The sequence below is a fragment of the Halorubrum sp. Atlit-26R genome, from assembly GCF_003666015.1.
Taxonomy (GTDB): Archaea; Halobacteriota; Halobacteria; order Halobacteriales; family Haloferacaceae; genus Halorubrum.
Map to the genome: position 1 here is coordinate 269,710 of NZ_QPLT01000003.1, position 14,289 is coordinate 283,998.

The 14,289-nt window shown below is 70.2% G+C and carries 17 protein-coding genes and 1 pseudogene; 5 read left to right on the forward strand and 13 right to left on the reverse strand.

Features of this window, described 5'->3' with window-relative positions; translation table 11 throughout:
• Nucleotides 1-20: 20 nt before the first annotated feature.
• Nucleotides 21-668, reverse strand: a complete 648-nt coding sequence (locus DVK07_RS05715) for a hypothetical protein (protein WP_121596152.1) — start codon at nt 666-668, stop codon at nt 21-23.
• A gap of 215 nt (nt 669-883) precedes the next feature.
• Here DVK07_RS05715 and dpsA point away from each other — a divergent pair, with 215 nt between their 5' ends.
• A complete protein-coding gene (gene dpsA / locus DVK07_RS05720; RefSeq protein ID WP_121596153.1) occupies nt 884-1,432 on the forward strand; it encodes a DNA starvation/stationary phase protection protein DpsA in 549 nt (182 codons plus the stop codon).
• Nucleotides 1,433-1,529: 97 nt separating this feature from the next.
• Here the strand turns inward: dpsA and DVK07_RS05725 are convergent, their stop codons facing one another.
• The 4 genes from DVK07_RS05725 to DVK07_RS05740 form a co-directional block, all read right to left on the reverse strand.
• Entirely contained in the window at nt 1,530-2,075 is a 546-nt protein-coding gene (locus tag DVK07_RS05725) for a DUF1684 domain-containing protein (RefSeq protein WP_121596154.1), read from the reverse strand.
• 69 nt (nt 2,076-2,144) lie between these two features.
• The gene (locus DVK07_RS05730) at nt 2,145-2,846 is read right to left on the reverse strand and encodes a helix-turn-helix domain-containing protein (RefSeq protein ID WP_121596155.1); all 702 of its coding nucleotides are present in this window, start codon (nt 2,844-2,846) and stop codon (nt 2,145-2,147) included.
• A gap of 70 nt (nt 2,847-2,916) precedes the next feature.
• Entirely contained in the window at nt 2,917-3,195 is a 279-nt protein-coding gene (locus tag DVK07_RS05735; RefSeq protein WP_121596156.1) for a hypothetical protein, read from the reverse strand.
• Nucleotides 3,192-3,593: a helix-turn-helix domain-containing protein gene (locus DVK07_RS05740; protein WP_121596157.1), complete on the reverse strand. Its 402-nt coding sequence runs from the start codon at nt 3,591-3,593 to the stop codon at nt 3,192-3,194. The genes DVK07_RS05735 and DVK07_RS05740 overlap by 4 nt, the downstream gene beginning before the upstream one ends.
• 169 nt (nt 3,594-3,762) lie before the next feature.
• Between DVK07_RS05740 and DVK07_RS05745 the strand changes: the two genes are divergently transcribed.
• The 3 genes from DVK07_RS05745 (at nt 3,763) to rnhB (ending at nt 6,650) form a co-directional block, all read left to right on the forward strand.
• Entirely contained in the window at nt 3,763-5,397 is a 1,635-nt protein-coding gene (locus tag DVK07_RS05745) for a TrkA family potassium uptake protein (RefSeq protein ID WP_121596158.1), read from the forward strand.
• 125 nt (nt 5,398-5,522) lie between these two features.
• Nucleotides 5,523-5,894 (forward strand): 30S ribosomal protein S8e, encoded by a 372-nt coding sequence (locus DVK07_RS05750; protein WP_121596159.1) that lies wholly within the window; start codon nt 5,523-5,525, stop codon nt 5,892-5,894.
• A 48-nt stretch (nt 5,895-5,942) separates the two neighbouring features.
• Nucleotides 5,943-6,650, forward strand: a complete 708-nt coding sequence (gene rnhB / locus DVK07_RS05755; protein ID WP_121596160.1) for a ribonuclease HII — start codon at nt 5,943-5,945, stop codon at nt 6,648-6,650.
• A 31-nt stretch (nt 6,651-6,681) separates the two neighbouring features.
• On the opposite strand, the gene DVK07_RS05760 is transcribed toward rnhB, so the two are convergent.
• The 6 genes from DVK07_RS05760 to DVK07_RS05785 all read right to left on the reverse strand — a co-directional run bounded on the left by DVK07_RS05760 (nt 6,682) and on the right by DVK07_RS05785 (nt 11,952).
• Nucleotides 6,682-7,383 (reverse strand): TMEM165/GDT1 family protein, encoded by a 702-nt coding sequence (locus DVK07_RS05760; protein WP_121596161.1) that lies wholly within the window; start codon nt 7,381-7,383, stop codon nt 6,682-6,684.
• The gene (locus tag DVK07_RS05765; RefSeq protein WP_121596162.1) at nt 7,380-8,084 is read right to left on the reverse strand and encodes a metal-dependent transcriptional regulator; all 705 of its coding nucleotides are present in this window, start codon (nt 8,082-8,084) and stop codon (nt 7,380-7,382) included. The genes DVK07_RS05760 and DVK07_RS05765 overlap by 4 nt, the downstream gene beginning before the upstream one ends.
• Nucleotides 8,085-8,261: 177 nt before the next feature.
• Nucleotides 8,262-9,857 carry a preprotein translocase subunit SecD gene (locus tag DVK07_RS05770; protein ID WP_121596163.1) on the reverse strand — a complete coding sequence of 532 codons (1,596 nt, stop codon included), beginning with the start codon at nt 9,855-9,857 and terminating at the stop codon, nt 8,262-8,264.
• Nucleotides 9,857-10,741, reverse strand: a complete 885-nt coding sequence (gene secF, locus DVK07_RS05775) for a protein translocase subunit SecF (protein ID WP_121596164.1) — start codon at nt 10,739-10,741, stop codon at nt 9,857-9,859. The genes DVK07_RS05770 and secF overlap by 1 nt, the downstream gene beginning before the upstream one ends.
• Before the next feature lie 82 nt (nt 10,742-10,823).
• Nucleotides 10,824-11,294 (reverse strand): DUF5812 family protein, encoded by a 471-nt coding sequence (locus tag DVK07_RS05780; RefSeq protein ID WP_017344042.1) that lies wholly within the window; start codon nt 11,292-11,294, stop codon nt 10,824-10,826.
• A gap of 61 nt (nt 11,295-11,355) precedes the next feature.
• Nucleotides 11,356-11,952, reverse strand: a complete 597-nt coding sequence (locus tag DVK07_RS05785; RefSeq protein WP_121596165.1) for a hypothetical protein — start codon at nt 11,950-11,952, stop codon at nt 11,356-11,358.
• A 79-nt stretch (nt 11,953-12,031) separates the two neighbouring features.
• Here DVK07_RS05785 and DVK07_RS05790 point away from each other — a divergent pair, with 79 nt between their 5' ends.
• Complete coding sequence (locus DVK07_RS05790) at nt 12,032-12,691, forward strand: undecaprenyl diphosphate synthase family protein (protein WP_121596166.1); 660 nt, start codon at nt 12,032-12,034, stop codon at nt 12,689-12,691.
• Nucleotides 12,692-12,742: 51 nt separating this feature from the next.
• Here the strand turns inward: DVK07_RS05790 and DVK07_RS05795 are convergent, their stop codons facing one another.
• Entirely contained in the window at nt 12,743-13,909 is a 1,167-nt protein-coding gene (locus DVK07_RS05795) for an inorganic phosphate transporter (RefSeq protein WP_121596167.1), read from the reverse strand.
• Between the two features lie 145 nt (nt 13,910-14,054).
• Nucleotides 14,055-14,289, reverse strand: a pseudogene (locus tag DVK07_RS23575) (IS6 family transposase); the annotation flags it as partial.

Here is a 14,289-nt window from a genome sequence, read left to right on the forward strand (position 1 = left end):
CCGGTCCGACCGGCGGCGGTTTATCGGTGCTGGTCGCCGCCGGCGTCGACCGCCGCCATCGTCCGCGGGTCGCGGTCGGGACCCGGATACTCCCCGCCGACCGCGTCCGGGTACAGCTTCGCCGGGTCGAACACCGCCGCGAACGCGCGCGGCTCCCGGACGCTCACGGGCATGCGGTCGCGCAGCCCGGCCGCAGCCCCCGGCCCGGTCAGCGAGGGGTCGAGGCTCACGACCTGCATCGCGCCGCCCCGGTAGGCGGAGGCCAGCGCGGGGTGATCGCCCGGCGGCTGCGCGACCGGCTCGCGCCACGCCTCGACCGCCGCGCGCCAGTCAGCCGCGAGGTCGGCGTCCGAGAGCGACGCGATCACCGCCTCGGCGTCGTCGAGGAGCGGGTCGCTGGCGACCAGCGTCGTCCACGCGTGCGACCGCAGCGCGTCGAGCGCGTCGCGGGCGGCGCCGCCGACGAGCAGGTCGGCCGCGAACGCGTCCGCGTCGGCGACGACGCGGGCCGGGGTGGGGTCGATCGGGTCGGCGACCGCGTCGCCCGCGGCGCCGCCGTCGTCCCGGTCTGACGCTGATCGCACGTCGTCGAGCGCCGAGCGCACGTCCGCCTCGTCGAGGTCGCCGTCGAACGCGGCCGCGCGCTCGAACAGGTCGGCGAAGGTCATACGCGTCGGTCGGCGCCGCGCCCGTATCGTCCTTGCGGCCGAACTCGGCCGGGCGCCGGCGACGCTGACCGCGACGCCAGACCGCGAGACGCTCGCCGCACAGCGGGATCCGGTCGGCGCCGCGGACAATGTTTGAAAATATTCTTTTGGATATTGAAAAAGTAGTTTTCTAAGTAGGAACTATTAAGTAGGTCGCGCGCGTATGTACAGTTGAAATGAGTACCCAGAAGCAGGCCCGTCAGCGATACGGCGACGTTCACGAGAGCGAAGCGCTCCGCGTCCCCGAAGAGAAGGCCGAACAGCTCGTCGACGCGCTCAACAGCGACCTCGCGGCGACGTACGTCCTCTACCACCAGATCAAAAAGCACCACTGGCTGGTCGAGGGCGCCGAGTTCCTCGACATCCACGAGTACCTCGGCGAGGTCGCGGCCGACCTCGAGGAGGGCGCCGACGTGCTGGCCGAACGCGCGCAGGCGCTCGGCGGCGTGCCGCTCTCGGGCGGCGCGAACTACGAGGAGCACGCGCCGGTGACCCCCGAGGACGCCGACGCCTACGACATCCGGACGTCGCTGGAGCACGACCTCGAGATGTTCGGCGACATCACCGAGCAGCTCCGCGAGCACATCCAGCTCGCCAACAACCTCGGCGACTACAACACCGAAGAGCAGCTCCGCGAGATCCTCGAAGACGTCGAGGAACACGGCCACCACATCGAGCACTACCTCGAAGACGACACGCTCGTCACGAGCGAGACGCTCGAGTAAGCCGACCGCGGCGGACTGCTTTCGGGCCGTTCCGACGTCCGATTTTTGTGTTTTTCACGCCCCGCAGAGTGGCGACGCCGGCGACGCTCCCGCTCGCTCAGTCCATGTCCGGCGCCCGCTCGCCCGCCGGGATCACGATCTCCAGCCAGTTCTCCTCGGGCGGGAGCGGACAGGAGAACGTCTCGCTGTACGCGCAGAACGGGCTGTACGCGAGGTTGAAATCGATCGTGACGCCGTCGCCGTCGTCGAGGTCGCGCTCGGGCGCCAGCTCCATGTAGCGTCCCTGATGGTACGTCTGCTGGCCGGTCGTCTTGTCGCGGAAGGGAACGAAGATGGCGCCGTCGTCGCCCTCCTGTCGGTAGCCCGCTAGCGTGTGCTCCTCGTCGTCGACCTCGAACGCGAACGTGACGATTCGGAGGTACCGAACCGGGTTGCTCGCGGTCGTCTCCATCTCGACCGGCTCGGGGTCGTCGTGGACCGTGACGGTCGCCTCGACGCGGTAGTCCGGGTCCGGCGGGAAGTAGTCGAGCCCGTCGAACTCGTCGCGCTGCTCGGGCGGAATCGGCGACTGGGGGTGGTCGTCGAAGAAGTCGTCCTTCTCCCGGCGGTTCGCGCGGAGCCGCTCGGCGTAGTTCTCGCTCATGCCCCGACCGACGGGCGCCGGCGGTTTCAGGCCCGCGGTTCGGCCGCCTTCTCTGTCCCCGGCGTCAGCTCACAGCGCCTGGAGGTCCGCGAGGCAGTCGTCGAGGTCGCGGTTCGACGTGGCCAGCGACACGCCGTCGACGCGGGCGAGGTCGGCGGCGTGGTCCCAGAGGTCGCCGTCCTCGATCCCGTGGAGCACGACCGCGTTCGGCGTCGGGCTCACGACCCGCAGCGCCACGAGCGGCGACTCGCCGCGCGTCACCCGCGTGAACACGAGCGCGCGGTTCGTCGACTGGCCGTACAGACGGTAGAACTCCTCGCTGGAGAGCCGCGTGATCGCCTGGATCGAGTCGATGACGGTGTGGCCGTTCACGTGGTCGTGGTCGCCGCGCACGATCTCCGTCGCGCCCATCGCCTCGTAGAACTCGTCGAGGGGGACCGCCGTCGAGTACTCGCGGAGGTCGTGGACGATGTCGCTCTCGAACCCGGCCGAGAGCACCCGGGCGTGCTGGCGGAGGCGCCCGCCGCCGCGGCGCTCGTCGATGTCGAGGAGCCCTTCGACGGTGCGGCGGACGACGCCGATCCCGGGGCTCTCTCGGCGGCCGCTCTCGTAGTCGGAGACGACCGACGAGGAGACGCCGAGCTGCTCGGCCAGCTCCGTCTGCGAGACGTCGAAGTCGGTCCGCCACTTCCGGAGGGTCGCCCCCGGGTCGTCGCTCAGCGTTATCTCGCCGGCGATCCGGCGGGAGAGCTCCTCGCGTGCGTCGCTCATGCCGTGAACGGACGGCCGAGCGCCGCAAAAGGGTACCGTTCGTCGCGCGTCGAAAGCCGCTCGGCTTCGTCTATTCCAAGTACAGCGAGTAGACGATGACCGCGAACCCGACCGCCGTGAGCAGCCCGTCGATGGCGATACCGACCGCCAGATCGGCGCCGATGATCTGGTGGGAGACGCCGCCCAACAGCGCCCCGACGGTGACGATGCCGAAGCCGACGCCGAGCTCCCGCAGCGAGCGGTCGCCCGTCCGGTCGTACGCGCGGAGCGCGTAGTAGGTGATGCTGCCACCGAGGGCGAGGATGGCGGTCTTTGCGACGATGATAGTCAGGTCGATGTAGGGGTTCATGTTTCCTCTCGTAGCTCCGACCACAGGTCGGCCAGTCGCTCGTCTCGGGTCCGCTCCGGCCGAGAGAACTCCACGTCGAACTCGCGGCGGTCCGCGTCTCCCTCGTCGCCGTCGCCGTCGACCGAGACGGTGACGGCGTCGAACGACACCGAGTACCGCGTCGTGTGCTGCCCGTCCCGCCGGATGTCCGTCGACTCCGAGAGCAGCGAGGCGTCGGTGAGCTTCTCCAGCTTCCGGTAGGTCGTCGACAGGGGGATGTCGCACTCCTCGGAGAGTTCGCTCGCGGTCTTCGGCTCGGTGAGCGCCGCGACGATCCGACGGGCCGCGTCGTCGGCCAGCGCGTCGAGCACCTCGTCGACCGACGGCGGCTCCGGGTCTCGCGACGGGTCCCGCACCATGCGTGACGGTTCGGCCCCCGGAACTTAAACCATCGAACTTCGGTCCAGTGCCGGGACGGTTCGACGGTCCGCCCCCGCGGTCCGACCCGCGGAGGGACTGCGCACGGGCGCGGGAGTCGACCCGAACGAGTCCCCCCGTTTTTGTACGGCCGCGGCGTATCGCGGCTCGATGGACACGTGGAAGCGACGAGTCGTGTTGTACACGATATTTCTCGGCGTCGTGCTCACCTTCACCGCCGTCGCTTACCGGTGGGGGATGCGCGTGTACGAGAACGATCCCCGGACCCTGATCGAGTCGGTCCAGTTCGCGATCGAAATGTTCACCACGACGGGGTTCGGCGGCGACTCGTCCTCGTGGCAGAGCCAGCAGATGCACGCGTTCGTCGCCGTGATGGACCTCGTCGGGATGATGCTCCTCATCGGCGCGCTCCCCGTCGTCGCGACCCCGCTCCTCGAGTCCGCGTTCTCGACGACCGTCCCACGGTCGCTGGACGCGGCGATGGAGGGACACGTCGTGGTCGCCTCCGACACCACGCGTTCCGACGCGCTCTTAGACGAGTTCGAGTCGGAATCGGTCCCGTACGTCGTCGTCGAGCCAGATCCGGACCGGGCGCTGGCGCTGTACGAGGCGGGCCACGTGGTGGTCCGGGCCGACCCGGAGACGACCGAGGGGCTCGAGGGCGCGAGCCTCGGGTCGGCGCGCGCCCTGGTCACCGACGTCTCCGACCGCGTCGACGCGAGCATCGTCCTCGCGGCGAAGGAGCTCTCGGCGGACGTCCGCGCGATAAGCGTCGTCGAGGACCCGAGCCGCGAGCGATACCACCGGCTCGCCGGCGCGGACGAGGTGCTCTCCCCGCGGTCGCTGCTCGGCGAGAGCCTCGCCTCGAAGGTGACGACCGCGGTGCGGACCGACCTCGACGAGGCGGTCGCGGTCGGCGACCTGCGGATCGCGGAGGTGTCGATCCACCACGGGAGCGGCCTCGCCGGTTCGACGCTCGCCGGCAGCCGGATCGGCGAACGCACGGGGGTCGACGTGATCGGCGCGTGGTTCAACGGGTCGTTCGAGGCGGCGCCGCCGCCGGACGCGACGCTGTCTGCGGGGACGGTCCTCCTCGTCTCGGGGACCGAGGGGCAGGTGGAGCGGCTCGTCGACCTGACCAACTCGGCGGCCCGCAGGTTCGGCGCGGGCGAGACCGTCGTCGTCGGGTACGGCCAGGTCGGGAAGACCGTCGCGGACGCCCTCGAAGCGGCCGACCTCCCGGTGACCGTCGTCGACCGCGACGGCGGCGAGGCGATCGACGTGGTCGGCGACGCGACCGAGCCGGAGACGCTGCGGGAGGCCGGCGTCGGCGGCGCGCGCACCGTCGTCCTCGCCCTTCCCGACGACACGACGGCCGAGTTCGCGACGCTCGTGGTCCGCGATCTGGCGCCGAACGTGGAGCTGCTCGCGCGGGTCGAGGACCCGGAGAGCGTCCCGAAGATGCACCGCGCCGGCGCCGACTACGTCCTCTCCCTCTCGACGGTGACCGGGCGGATGTCGGCGTCGGCCGTCCTCGCGGACCGCGACGTGCTCTCGCTGGACACCCACGTCGAGGTCGTCAAGAGCGAGGCGCCCGCGTTGGCCGGCCGTACGGTCGGGCAAGCGGCCGTCCGCGAGACCACCGGCTGTACCGTCATCGCCGTCGAGCGCGGCGACGCGCTCGTCACCGACGTGGGCCCGGAGACGCGGATCGATCGCGGCGACGAGCTCGTCGTCGCCGGCACGGACGAGGGGGTCCGGGCGTTCGAGCGCGCGTTCGCCTGAGCCGGGTCCCCTCCCGAATTCGGCCCGCGCCACCGGTCGGGGTCGCGGCGCTGCCCCCGCTCGCGCCGTCGATCCCGCCGGGACGAGTCGAACGCTTCAAGTATTCGCTGGCTGTTCGTACCCGTATGAAAGACCAGGGACGCTCCGCGCGCAAGCGGACCGGCGGCCGACTCAAGCACGCCTCGAACAAGAAGCGCCACCAGCTCGGCCGCGAGCCCGCCGAGACCACGGTCGGCGAGACGCGACTCCAGTACATCGACTCCCGCGGGACGGACCAGAAGGTTCGCGCGCTCTCGACGAACGTCGCGCAGGTCGCCGACGACGGCGAGGTCAGCGAGGCCGAGATCGAGAACGTCGCCGACAACCCCGCGAACGTCAACTACGCCCGCCGGAACATCGTCACCAAGGGCGCCATCATCGAGACGTCTGCCGGCCGCGCGCGCGTTACCTCCCGCCCCGGCCAGACCGGCCAGGTCAGCGCGGTCCTGCTCGACTGAGCGCGTCCTTTCTGAAGCTATTTCCGCCCGCGCGCCCACGAGCCACGCGTGTACCTCGGCGTCGACGAAGCCGGCAAGGGGCCCGCGCTCGGACCGATGGTCGCGGCCGCGGTGATCGCCGACCCGACGAGCCTGCCCGCCGACGTCGACGACTCGAAGCGGGTCGCGCCGGCTCGGCGCGAGGAGATGGCCGCGGCCCTCCGGAGCGGCCCCGACGTCGCCGTCGGCGTCGCCCGCGTCGAGCCCGCCGAGATCGACCGCCCGGACACCGACATGAACACGCTCACCGTCCGGGGGCAGGCGCGGGCGGTCCGCGACGCGCTCGCGGACCGCCCCGCGGGCGTCGCCGAAGCGGTCCGCGTCGTGGCCGACGCTGGCGACACCAGCGAGGAGCGGTTCGCGCGGCGCCTCAGCGAGTTCGTCGAGGGCGGCGAGAACGACACCCCAGCTGACGGCGAACCCCTCCCGTCGGTCGACGTGACGGCCGCCCACCGCGCCGACGAGGACGACCCCGTCGTCGGCGCGGCGAGCGTCGTCGCCAAGACGGTCCGCGACGCCGCAATGGCTAAAATCGACGCCGCGTATCCGGGATACGACGACCTCGGGAGCGGCTACCCGAGCGACCCGGCGACCCGGGCGTTCCTCCGCGAGTACGTCGCCGAGACGGGCGAGCTCCCCGACTGCGCCCGCCGGTCGTGGGCGACCTGCGACGACGTTCTCGCGGCCGCCGAGCAGTCCGCGCTCGACGAGTTCTGAGCCGATTCGAAGGGCCCGCGGAGGGCCGCCCTCAGAACAGCCCGGCGACGAGGCCGCCGACCGCCCCGACGAACGCCTCCCATACCGAGAAACCGGTCGCGATCGCCAACACGGTGTCCGCGCCGAAGAATGCGAACAGCAGCGCGGAGCCGAGGTGCGCGAGCCGCATGTCGACCCGCCCGGCGAACCTGTGGAAGAAGTACGCGTTCGCGAGGCTCACCGGGATGATCGCGAGCATCTCGCCGAACCAGATGGCGGAGGTCGCCCCGTACTGGACCGCTAAGCCGATCGTGACCAGCTGGGTCTTGTCGCCGAACTCGCCGGTCGCGGTGAGCGCGAAGATCGGCAGGAAGCCGCCGAGCGCCCCCGAGTACCGGTCGAGCCGCCCCGGCAGCGAGAGGTCGTCGAACGCGGCAACCCCGCCGTCCGTGCGCTCCGCCTCGGGGCTCGTTCCGCGGGGCGGTGCGGAGCGGTACAGGAGGACCGCGAAGACGAAGAACAGGACCGCGGTCACGACGTTGAGCGCGAGCGGCGGCAGCGCCGACTGAAGCGCCTGTCCGAACGCGATCTCGACGGCGGTCCAGCCGGCGAACGCGGAGCCGGCCGCGGCGACGACGATCTTCGGGTCGTACTTCGTCGCGAGCCCGGCGATCATCAGCTGGACCTTCTCGCCCGGGAGCACCGCGAGCTGGGCGGCGAACGCGACGACGAGGATCTCGACGTAGCCGGTCATGCGTCGCTCGCCTCCTGCCCGTCGCCGGCGGCGCTCGACTCCGCGGCGCGGCGGACGTACACGCGGTCCGCGACCGCCTCCGGCAGTCCGTGTTCGTCGCCGTCGCTCGTCCGGACGGTGACGAGCCCGAAGGAGGCCACGTCGACGACCTCGACGGTCGTGCCCGGGGTGATCCCCGCGTCGACGAGGAACTCCAACACGTCGGGGTCGCGGTCGCTGATGCGGGCGACCGTGCCCCGTTCGCCGGGCGCTAAGGCCGCGACAAGCGCAGTCCCGGCGTCCTCCGGCGTCGACAGGTCGGCCGGGGGAATGGGGTCGCCGTGCGGGTCGGCCGCGGGGTAGTCGAGGACGCGCTCGACGCGTCGCGTGAACTCCTCGCTGACGTGGTGTTCGAGCGCGTCGGCCTCGTCGTGCACCTCGGTGGCCTCGTAGTCCAGCTGTTCGGCGAGGAACGCCTCGATGAGCCGGTGCCGGCGCACGACCTCCAGCGCGGCCACCTCCCCGGCGGGGGTGAGCTCGACGCCCGTGTACTTCTCTCGGGAGAGCAGGCCCCGCTCGGAGAGCGTCTCCACCATGCTCGTCACGGTCGCGGGGGTCTTGTCGAGCGCCCCCGCGATCTGCGAGGTCGAGACGGGCGGCCCCGCCCGCGACTCGATCCGATAGATCGCCTTGAGGTAATCTTCGACGGCGTCGGTGGGCATAGACTTTTTTGACTGGTCTAAACTAATAGTTTGTCGGAGCATCTGCCGCTTTCTGATAGAGCCCTAGTGCCGCCCCTATCGGGATCACGAACGAGAAAAAGAGCGCGCCGGACGCGAGACAACTGATCGAGCGTCACATCTGACCGGGAAACGGGCGACCGCGGGGTCAGAGCCGGGTCACCTGACCGTCAGCAGGCGGCGCAGGATGTCGCCGTACGCGGGGCGGGTGATCAGCACGCCGATCAGCACGCCGAGGACGGTGAAGATGGCGAACCCGGAGAGGTCGCCGAGCGACAGCACCATCAGCGGCGACATCGCGATGATGGTCGTGGCCGCGGCCGCGCCGATGACCCAGAACGCCTGTCTGAACCGCGAGTTGAACACCGTCCGGGAGCTCACGTCGCCCTCGCTCATCACCTGGTCGGCGATGATGACGAGGTCGTCGACCCCGGTCCCGACCACGGCGATGAAGCCCGCGATCACCGCGAGCTCGAGCGGGTAGCCGAGCAGCGCCGCGAACCCGAGCAGGGCGTACACCTCGGCCAGCGCCGTGACGATCATCGGCAGGGCGACGCGCGGTTCCCGGTAGCGGAGGAACACCATCCCGGCGACGGCGAACACCGAGAGCACGCCGATGATGAGCGAGTACGTCCGGAAGTTCTCCCCCTGCGAGGCCGAGATGGACGAGGAGGTCCCCTCGCCGCTGATGTCGAGGTCGGCCGGGAGCGCGCCGGCGCGGAGGTTCAGCGAGATGGTCTGCGCCTCGGTGAACTCGCCGGTCGTGAGCCGGAAGTTCCCCGTGTCGGCCCACGAACCGGCCGCCATGCTGTCGGCGAGGCCGGGGTCCATCCCGAAGGAGTTGACGACCTCTCCGTCGACGACGAGCAGGAGACACGGGTTCGAGTTCTCGATTTCCCCGGTCTCCGAGTTGTACCCGCATCGGTCCGTCTGGGATTGGTACGCGTCGGCGAAGCCGCGCTGCGCCACGGCGTCTTGGAAGGCGTGCGCCGGCGACTGCTGTCCGCTTCCGGCGGTGTTACGCACCGTGACGGGGACGTACGCGCCGGTGCCGCGGTCGCTCTGTGTCGCGGTCCCGATCTCCTCGAAGTCGTCTTGGATCAGCGCCCCCTCCTGAACCGCGGTGCCGTTCCCGTCGGGGTACGCGATGTCGATCCGGACGGTCCCGCGGTCCTCGAGGAGGTCGATCACTTCCTGCCGGCCCTGTCCCGGCACCTCGACGAGGATGAAGTACTCGCCGGTGATCGACTGGACCTGCTGGACGCTCCCGCCGGAGAGGCCCGCCTCGTTGATCTTCCCCTGGATGATCTCCATCGTCGCGTCTCGCGTCTCCTGCGTGACGCCCGAGCGGATCCCGCCGTACTCGTAGCCGGCGGCGTCCATCGCCGCCCGGAACTGGGACTCGGTCACGGACGGCTCCGTGACCTCCACCGCGCTCTCGTCGGGGACGACGCCGACGTCACGCGTCGACGCGTTTTCCAGCTCGGCCGCGACCGCCTCCGCGACCGCCTCCGGACTCTCACCCCCGAGCGCCACGTCGGTGGCGGTGTACCCCGACAGCGGCGCGCGGACCCGGGTCCCGCCCGCCAAGTCGAGCCCGTACTGGAGGTTCGTGACCCCCTGTTGGGCCTCGCTCGCGCTCTCGCCGGGCGCCGGCTCCGGACCGAACCCGGGGCCGAACAGCGCCACCGTCGACCCGAGTACGACGACGACGAGCAGCAGGATCCGCCAGTTCTCCTTGATCGGTTCGAGCATTACCGAGCCACCCCCTCGAACTTGTACCAGCGAAGCAGCGAGACGTTCAGCAGGTACGTGTTCATCAGGTCGGCGCACAGGCCGACCGCGAGGATGACCCCGATGTCACGGAGGAGTCCGACGCCGAACACCGAGGCGACGACCGCCATCACGACCATCGCCGCGATGGAGGTGAGCGTCATCGTCACCCCGGTCCGCATCGCGCGGCTGACCGACTCGTAGAACTCGCCGGTGCGGCGCAGCACGGAGTCGTTCAACAGGATGTCCGAGTCGACGCTGTACCCGATGATCATAAGCAGCGCCGCGATCGTTCCGAGCGTCATCTCGATGCCGAGGAGGTTCATCGCCGCGACGGGGATGACGAGGTCGGAGAACGCGGACGCGACGACCGCGAGCGAGGGGACGAACGTCCGGAACAGCGCGAACACGAGCACGCTCATCCCGAGGAACGCGAGCGCCACGCCGAAGAGCGCGGTCCGCGCGGTGTCGCTCGCGAAGCTCGGCGACACCTGGTCGACGGCGGTCGTGGTCAGCCCCGCCGCGTCCGCCTGGTCTTGGAGGTCGTTCGCGAGCCCCTCCGGGTCGTCTTCGGCCGCCTGGAACGTGACGACGACGACGTCGTCGCCCGGGATCGTCCGGACCGAGTCGGGCTGCCGGTCGAAGGCCGTCTGAATCTGCTGTTCGACGTCGCCGTTCGCCTCGTCCGCGACTCGCAGCTCGACGCCGCCGGTGAACTCCAGTCCGAGGTTCGCCGGCGCACCGGTGGCCACGAACCAGCCGCCGATGATCGCCAATGCGAGGACCAGAAACGCGAGCGGCACCGCCGCGAGCTGCCGGTTCGAGTAGTCGGTGTAGTTGACCTCCGGCACCTCGATCGCTACCATAAATACCGCTTCCTCCGCGGGCGCGAATAAGCCTTCTTATCTGATAGACCGTCGCCGCGGGGCGCGTTTCCGCCTGCCCCCGCTACGGGAGGTAGCGAACCGCCACGACGCCCGGCTCCGACCGGACCTCGACGCGGTTCACGCCGAGCCGGGCCGCGCGCGAGAGCGTCCCCTCGCGGTCGTCGATCACGTCGGCGACCGCCGCCTCCGTCTCCGACTCCGGCGGCGTCAGCACGTGGACCTCGCCGACGCCCGCGCGCTCCTCCCGGGAGAGCTCTCCCGTCTCGGTCTCCGCCGCGAGCTCGCGCTCGTGGACGGTCGGCGGCTCCGGACTCTCCTCGATCGACAGCGACCGGCGCTCCGCGACCTCGATCACCTGATAGGTGACCTCCATCGGCGGGTCGGGGGCGACGGTCGCCTCGACGGCGTCGTCGACGTCGAGGCCGGGGTTCGAGCTCAGCGTGTGCACCTGCCCGTCGTGGACGTCCTTCAGCACGGCCGAGTCGCTCTCGACGTGCGTGACGAGGAACGTGCTCTCCTTCTCGTCGGTCATTGCGCCCGGGTAGTCGCTCGGCCGACTTCCGGCTTTCGAGCCGCGACCGTCGAGACGCCGCTCACGCCGACTCGTCGGCGTCGCTCGATTCGCCGCCGTCGACCGCCGCCTCGTCGACCGTCCCCTCCCCGCCCGCCGCCGCGTCGTCGTCCGACCCGCCGCGGAGCCGGAAGTGCGTCGCGAAGACGGCGAGCGCGGCCGCGACGGGCGGGACGAACCCGGCCGGCTGCGGCAGCGCGTACAGCGCGCCGATCACGGCGGAGTCGGTCGGGTCCCGGAGGCCTTCGGGCGCCGAGATGACCATCCCGAGGTATAGGGAGAGCAGGAACAGGAAGCCGGCGACGCCCATCCACCGGTCGTACGTGTCCGCGACGCGGTCGCCGCGGCGGTGGCGGCGGGCGACGAACAGGATCGGCGCGAGCAGCGGGCCGACGGCGCCGAGCCCGGCGACCACGAACAGCGACCGCGAGAAGAGGAACGTCCCCCCCTGCGCCGAGACGGTCTCGCCCATCCAGACGACGAGGGCGAGCGTGACGACGAGCGCGACGAAGCCGGCCGCCAGCGCGCCGAGTGCGGTGTACGCGCGCATCGTCAGCGACTCGGTCGCGCGGAACGCGTAGGGGATCGCGCCGAACACCCCGCGGTAACTCTCTGCCATTACACGCGGTAGGCGCGTCGGCGGATTAAATCCCTCGTCGGCGGGAAGCCATTTATAGGCGCGACCGGATCCTCTCCACGTGGGTCTCTACGACGCCTACCTCGCGACGCGCCACCGCCTCCACGACGCCGAGCCGCCGGCACACGTCGCCTTGGTGGTCACCGAGCGCGACCTCCTCGCCGACGGCGCGTTCGACACGCTCTCGTCGGCGATCGGCTGGGCGTTCGAGTACGGCGCGGAGCGCGTCACCGTCTCCGTCTCCGTCCTCGACCGCGCGGTCGCCCCGACGCTCGTTCGTGAGTTACGGCGGCTCGACACACCGACGGAGACCGTGGTCCGCGGTCCGGAACTCGACGGGGGGCCGGAGCAGGGGAGCCCGGACGCGGCGACGGAGGCCGGCACTGCCGCTGCCGCCGACGCCCCGGTCCGGATTCTGGTCGGCCTCGGCGGCAAGGCGGAGTTCGCCGGCGCGGTCCGCGAGCTCGCGAGCGACGTCGCGGCCGGCGAGATCACGCCCGAGGCCATCGACGAGACCGACGTCGCGGAGCGGCTGCTGTTCCCCGAGGAGCCCGACTTAGTCATCAAGACGGGCGCCGAGCGGCTCTCCGACTTCGCCATCTGGCAGTCGGTGTACGCCGAGCTCTACTTCACCGACGTGAACTGGCGGGACTTCCGCAGGCGCGAGTACCTGCGCGCGGTCCTCGACTTTCAGGACCGGCAGCGTCGGTTCGGCAGGTAACGAGCCCCGTGCGGCAGGTAACGGGCACCGCTCGGTGCCCCCGAAGGCCGCTTACCAGACGAACGCGAAGAGCGCGGTGAACGTCACCAGCGCGCCCACGGTCGAGAGGATCGGCACGATGTTCTGCATCAACACGACGCGCGCGCTCGTGCCCGGGTTGAACAGGTCCGAGGCCGAGGGGATGTCGCTCGCGTCCCCTTCGCCGATCTCCGGCATCTCGTCGGCCGTCAGCGCGCCGACGGAGACCGTCGGCTCCTTCTCGCCTTTGATCCCCTGTCGCACCGTCACCGTGCGCGTCGCGCGCCCCCAGCCGAGCCCGACGATCGACATCGTCGCGATGATGACGAACGAGGCGGGGATGCCGACCGCCGAGAGGCTGATGACGATCCCGGAGGAGACGACCGCGACGACGATGGCGGCCGTCAGCGGGAGGTCGGTGATGTCGTTGCCGAGCGTGTCGAGCGTCCGCCGGGCGATGGTGAACGCGCCGACCGCGACCGCGGCGCTCCCGAGGAGGATCATCGGCGTCATCTCCACGCCGTCGAGCGCGACGAGCGGCGCGATGGCGTTCGCGATGTTCGAGGTGCCCGACGAAAAGGCCATCAGGCAGCCGATGGAGATGACGACGATTCCGCCCGTCAGCTCGCGCCGCGTCGTGTTCGGGCCGAGGACCGGCCGCGGGATCAGCCCGGAGCGGTCGAACTCGAACAGCGCGCCCTCCGTGCTCTCGATCGCCACCCAGCGGTCGATCGCAGAGTAGAAGTAGCGGCCGACGACCCCCGACACCCAGAAGCCAATGATCGGCGCGACGAGCCACCAGATCGCGATCTCGCCCATCACCGCCCAGTCGAGGGTGTTCGTCGCGATCCCCAGCCCGGCGATGGAGCCGACCGCCGTCATCGACGTCGACGCCGGCACGCCGGCGAAGTTGCCGACGAACAGCGCCCCGCCGATGAAGAAGAGGACGATGATGCTCGTCTCCAGCGTGAACACGTTCGCGCCGGTGACGAGGTCCTCGCCCAGCGTCGTCACCACGCGCTGGCCCAGCGTCCCCGCGCCGACGAAGAAGAACACCGACATCAGCGCCGCCGCGCCCGCCTTCGATATCACGTCCGCGCCGACGGCCGGCCCGAACGCCGGTCCCGTCGTCGCCCCGCCGATGTTGTATCCGACGAACGCCGCCACCGCGATCCCGACGAGAAGAAGAATTTCGACCATATACCAAACGGAGGACGCACGCGCTGTTAAACGGACGGGGTCTATCGCCGTCGGCTCCGCACACGCGGCGCTCGCGGACCGGTCACGAGCGAGACGGACGTGAACGCGGACGGTATTTAAATGACGACGCGACCAGTTGGTCGCGTTAAGTTTGGCGTGAGTTGTGGTAGACGGCGACGGCTTCGAGCCAATCTTGAGCTGTCTCGAGCGCGACATTGCTGAAACTATTCGCAAACGATGATGTTCGTCGTTCTATTTCCCAAAAAACACGTTCGATGGCATTCCGATTTCCATGACGAATGACTTGAAATCGATAGCCGTCCTCAGCGAGAACTGATCCGAGATAGTCTGCGTCATCGACGAGAAATTCGACGTTATCG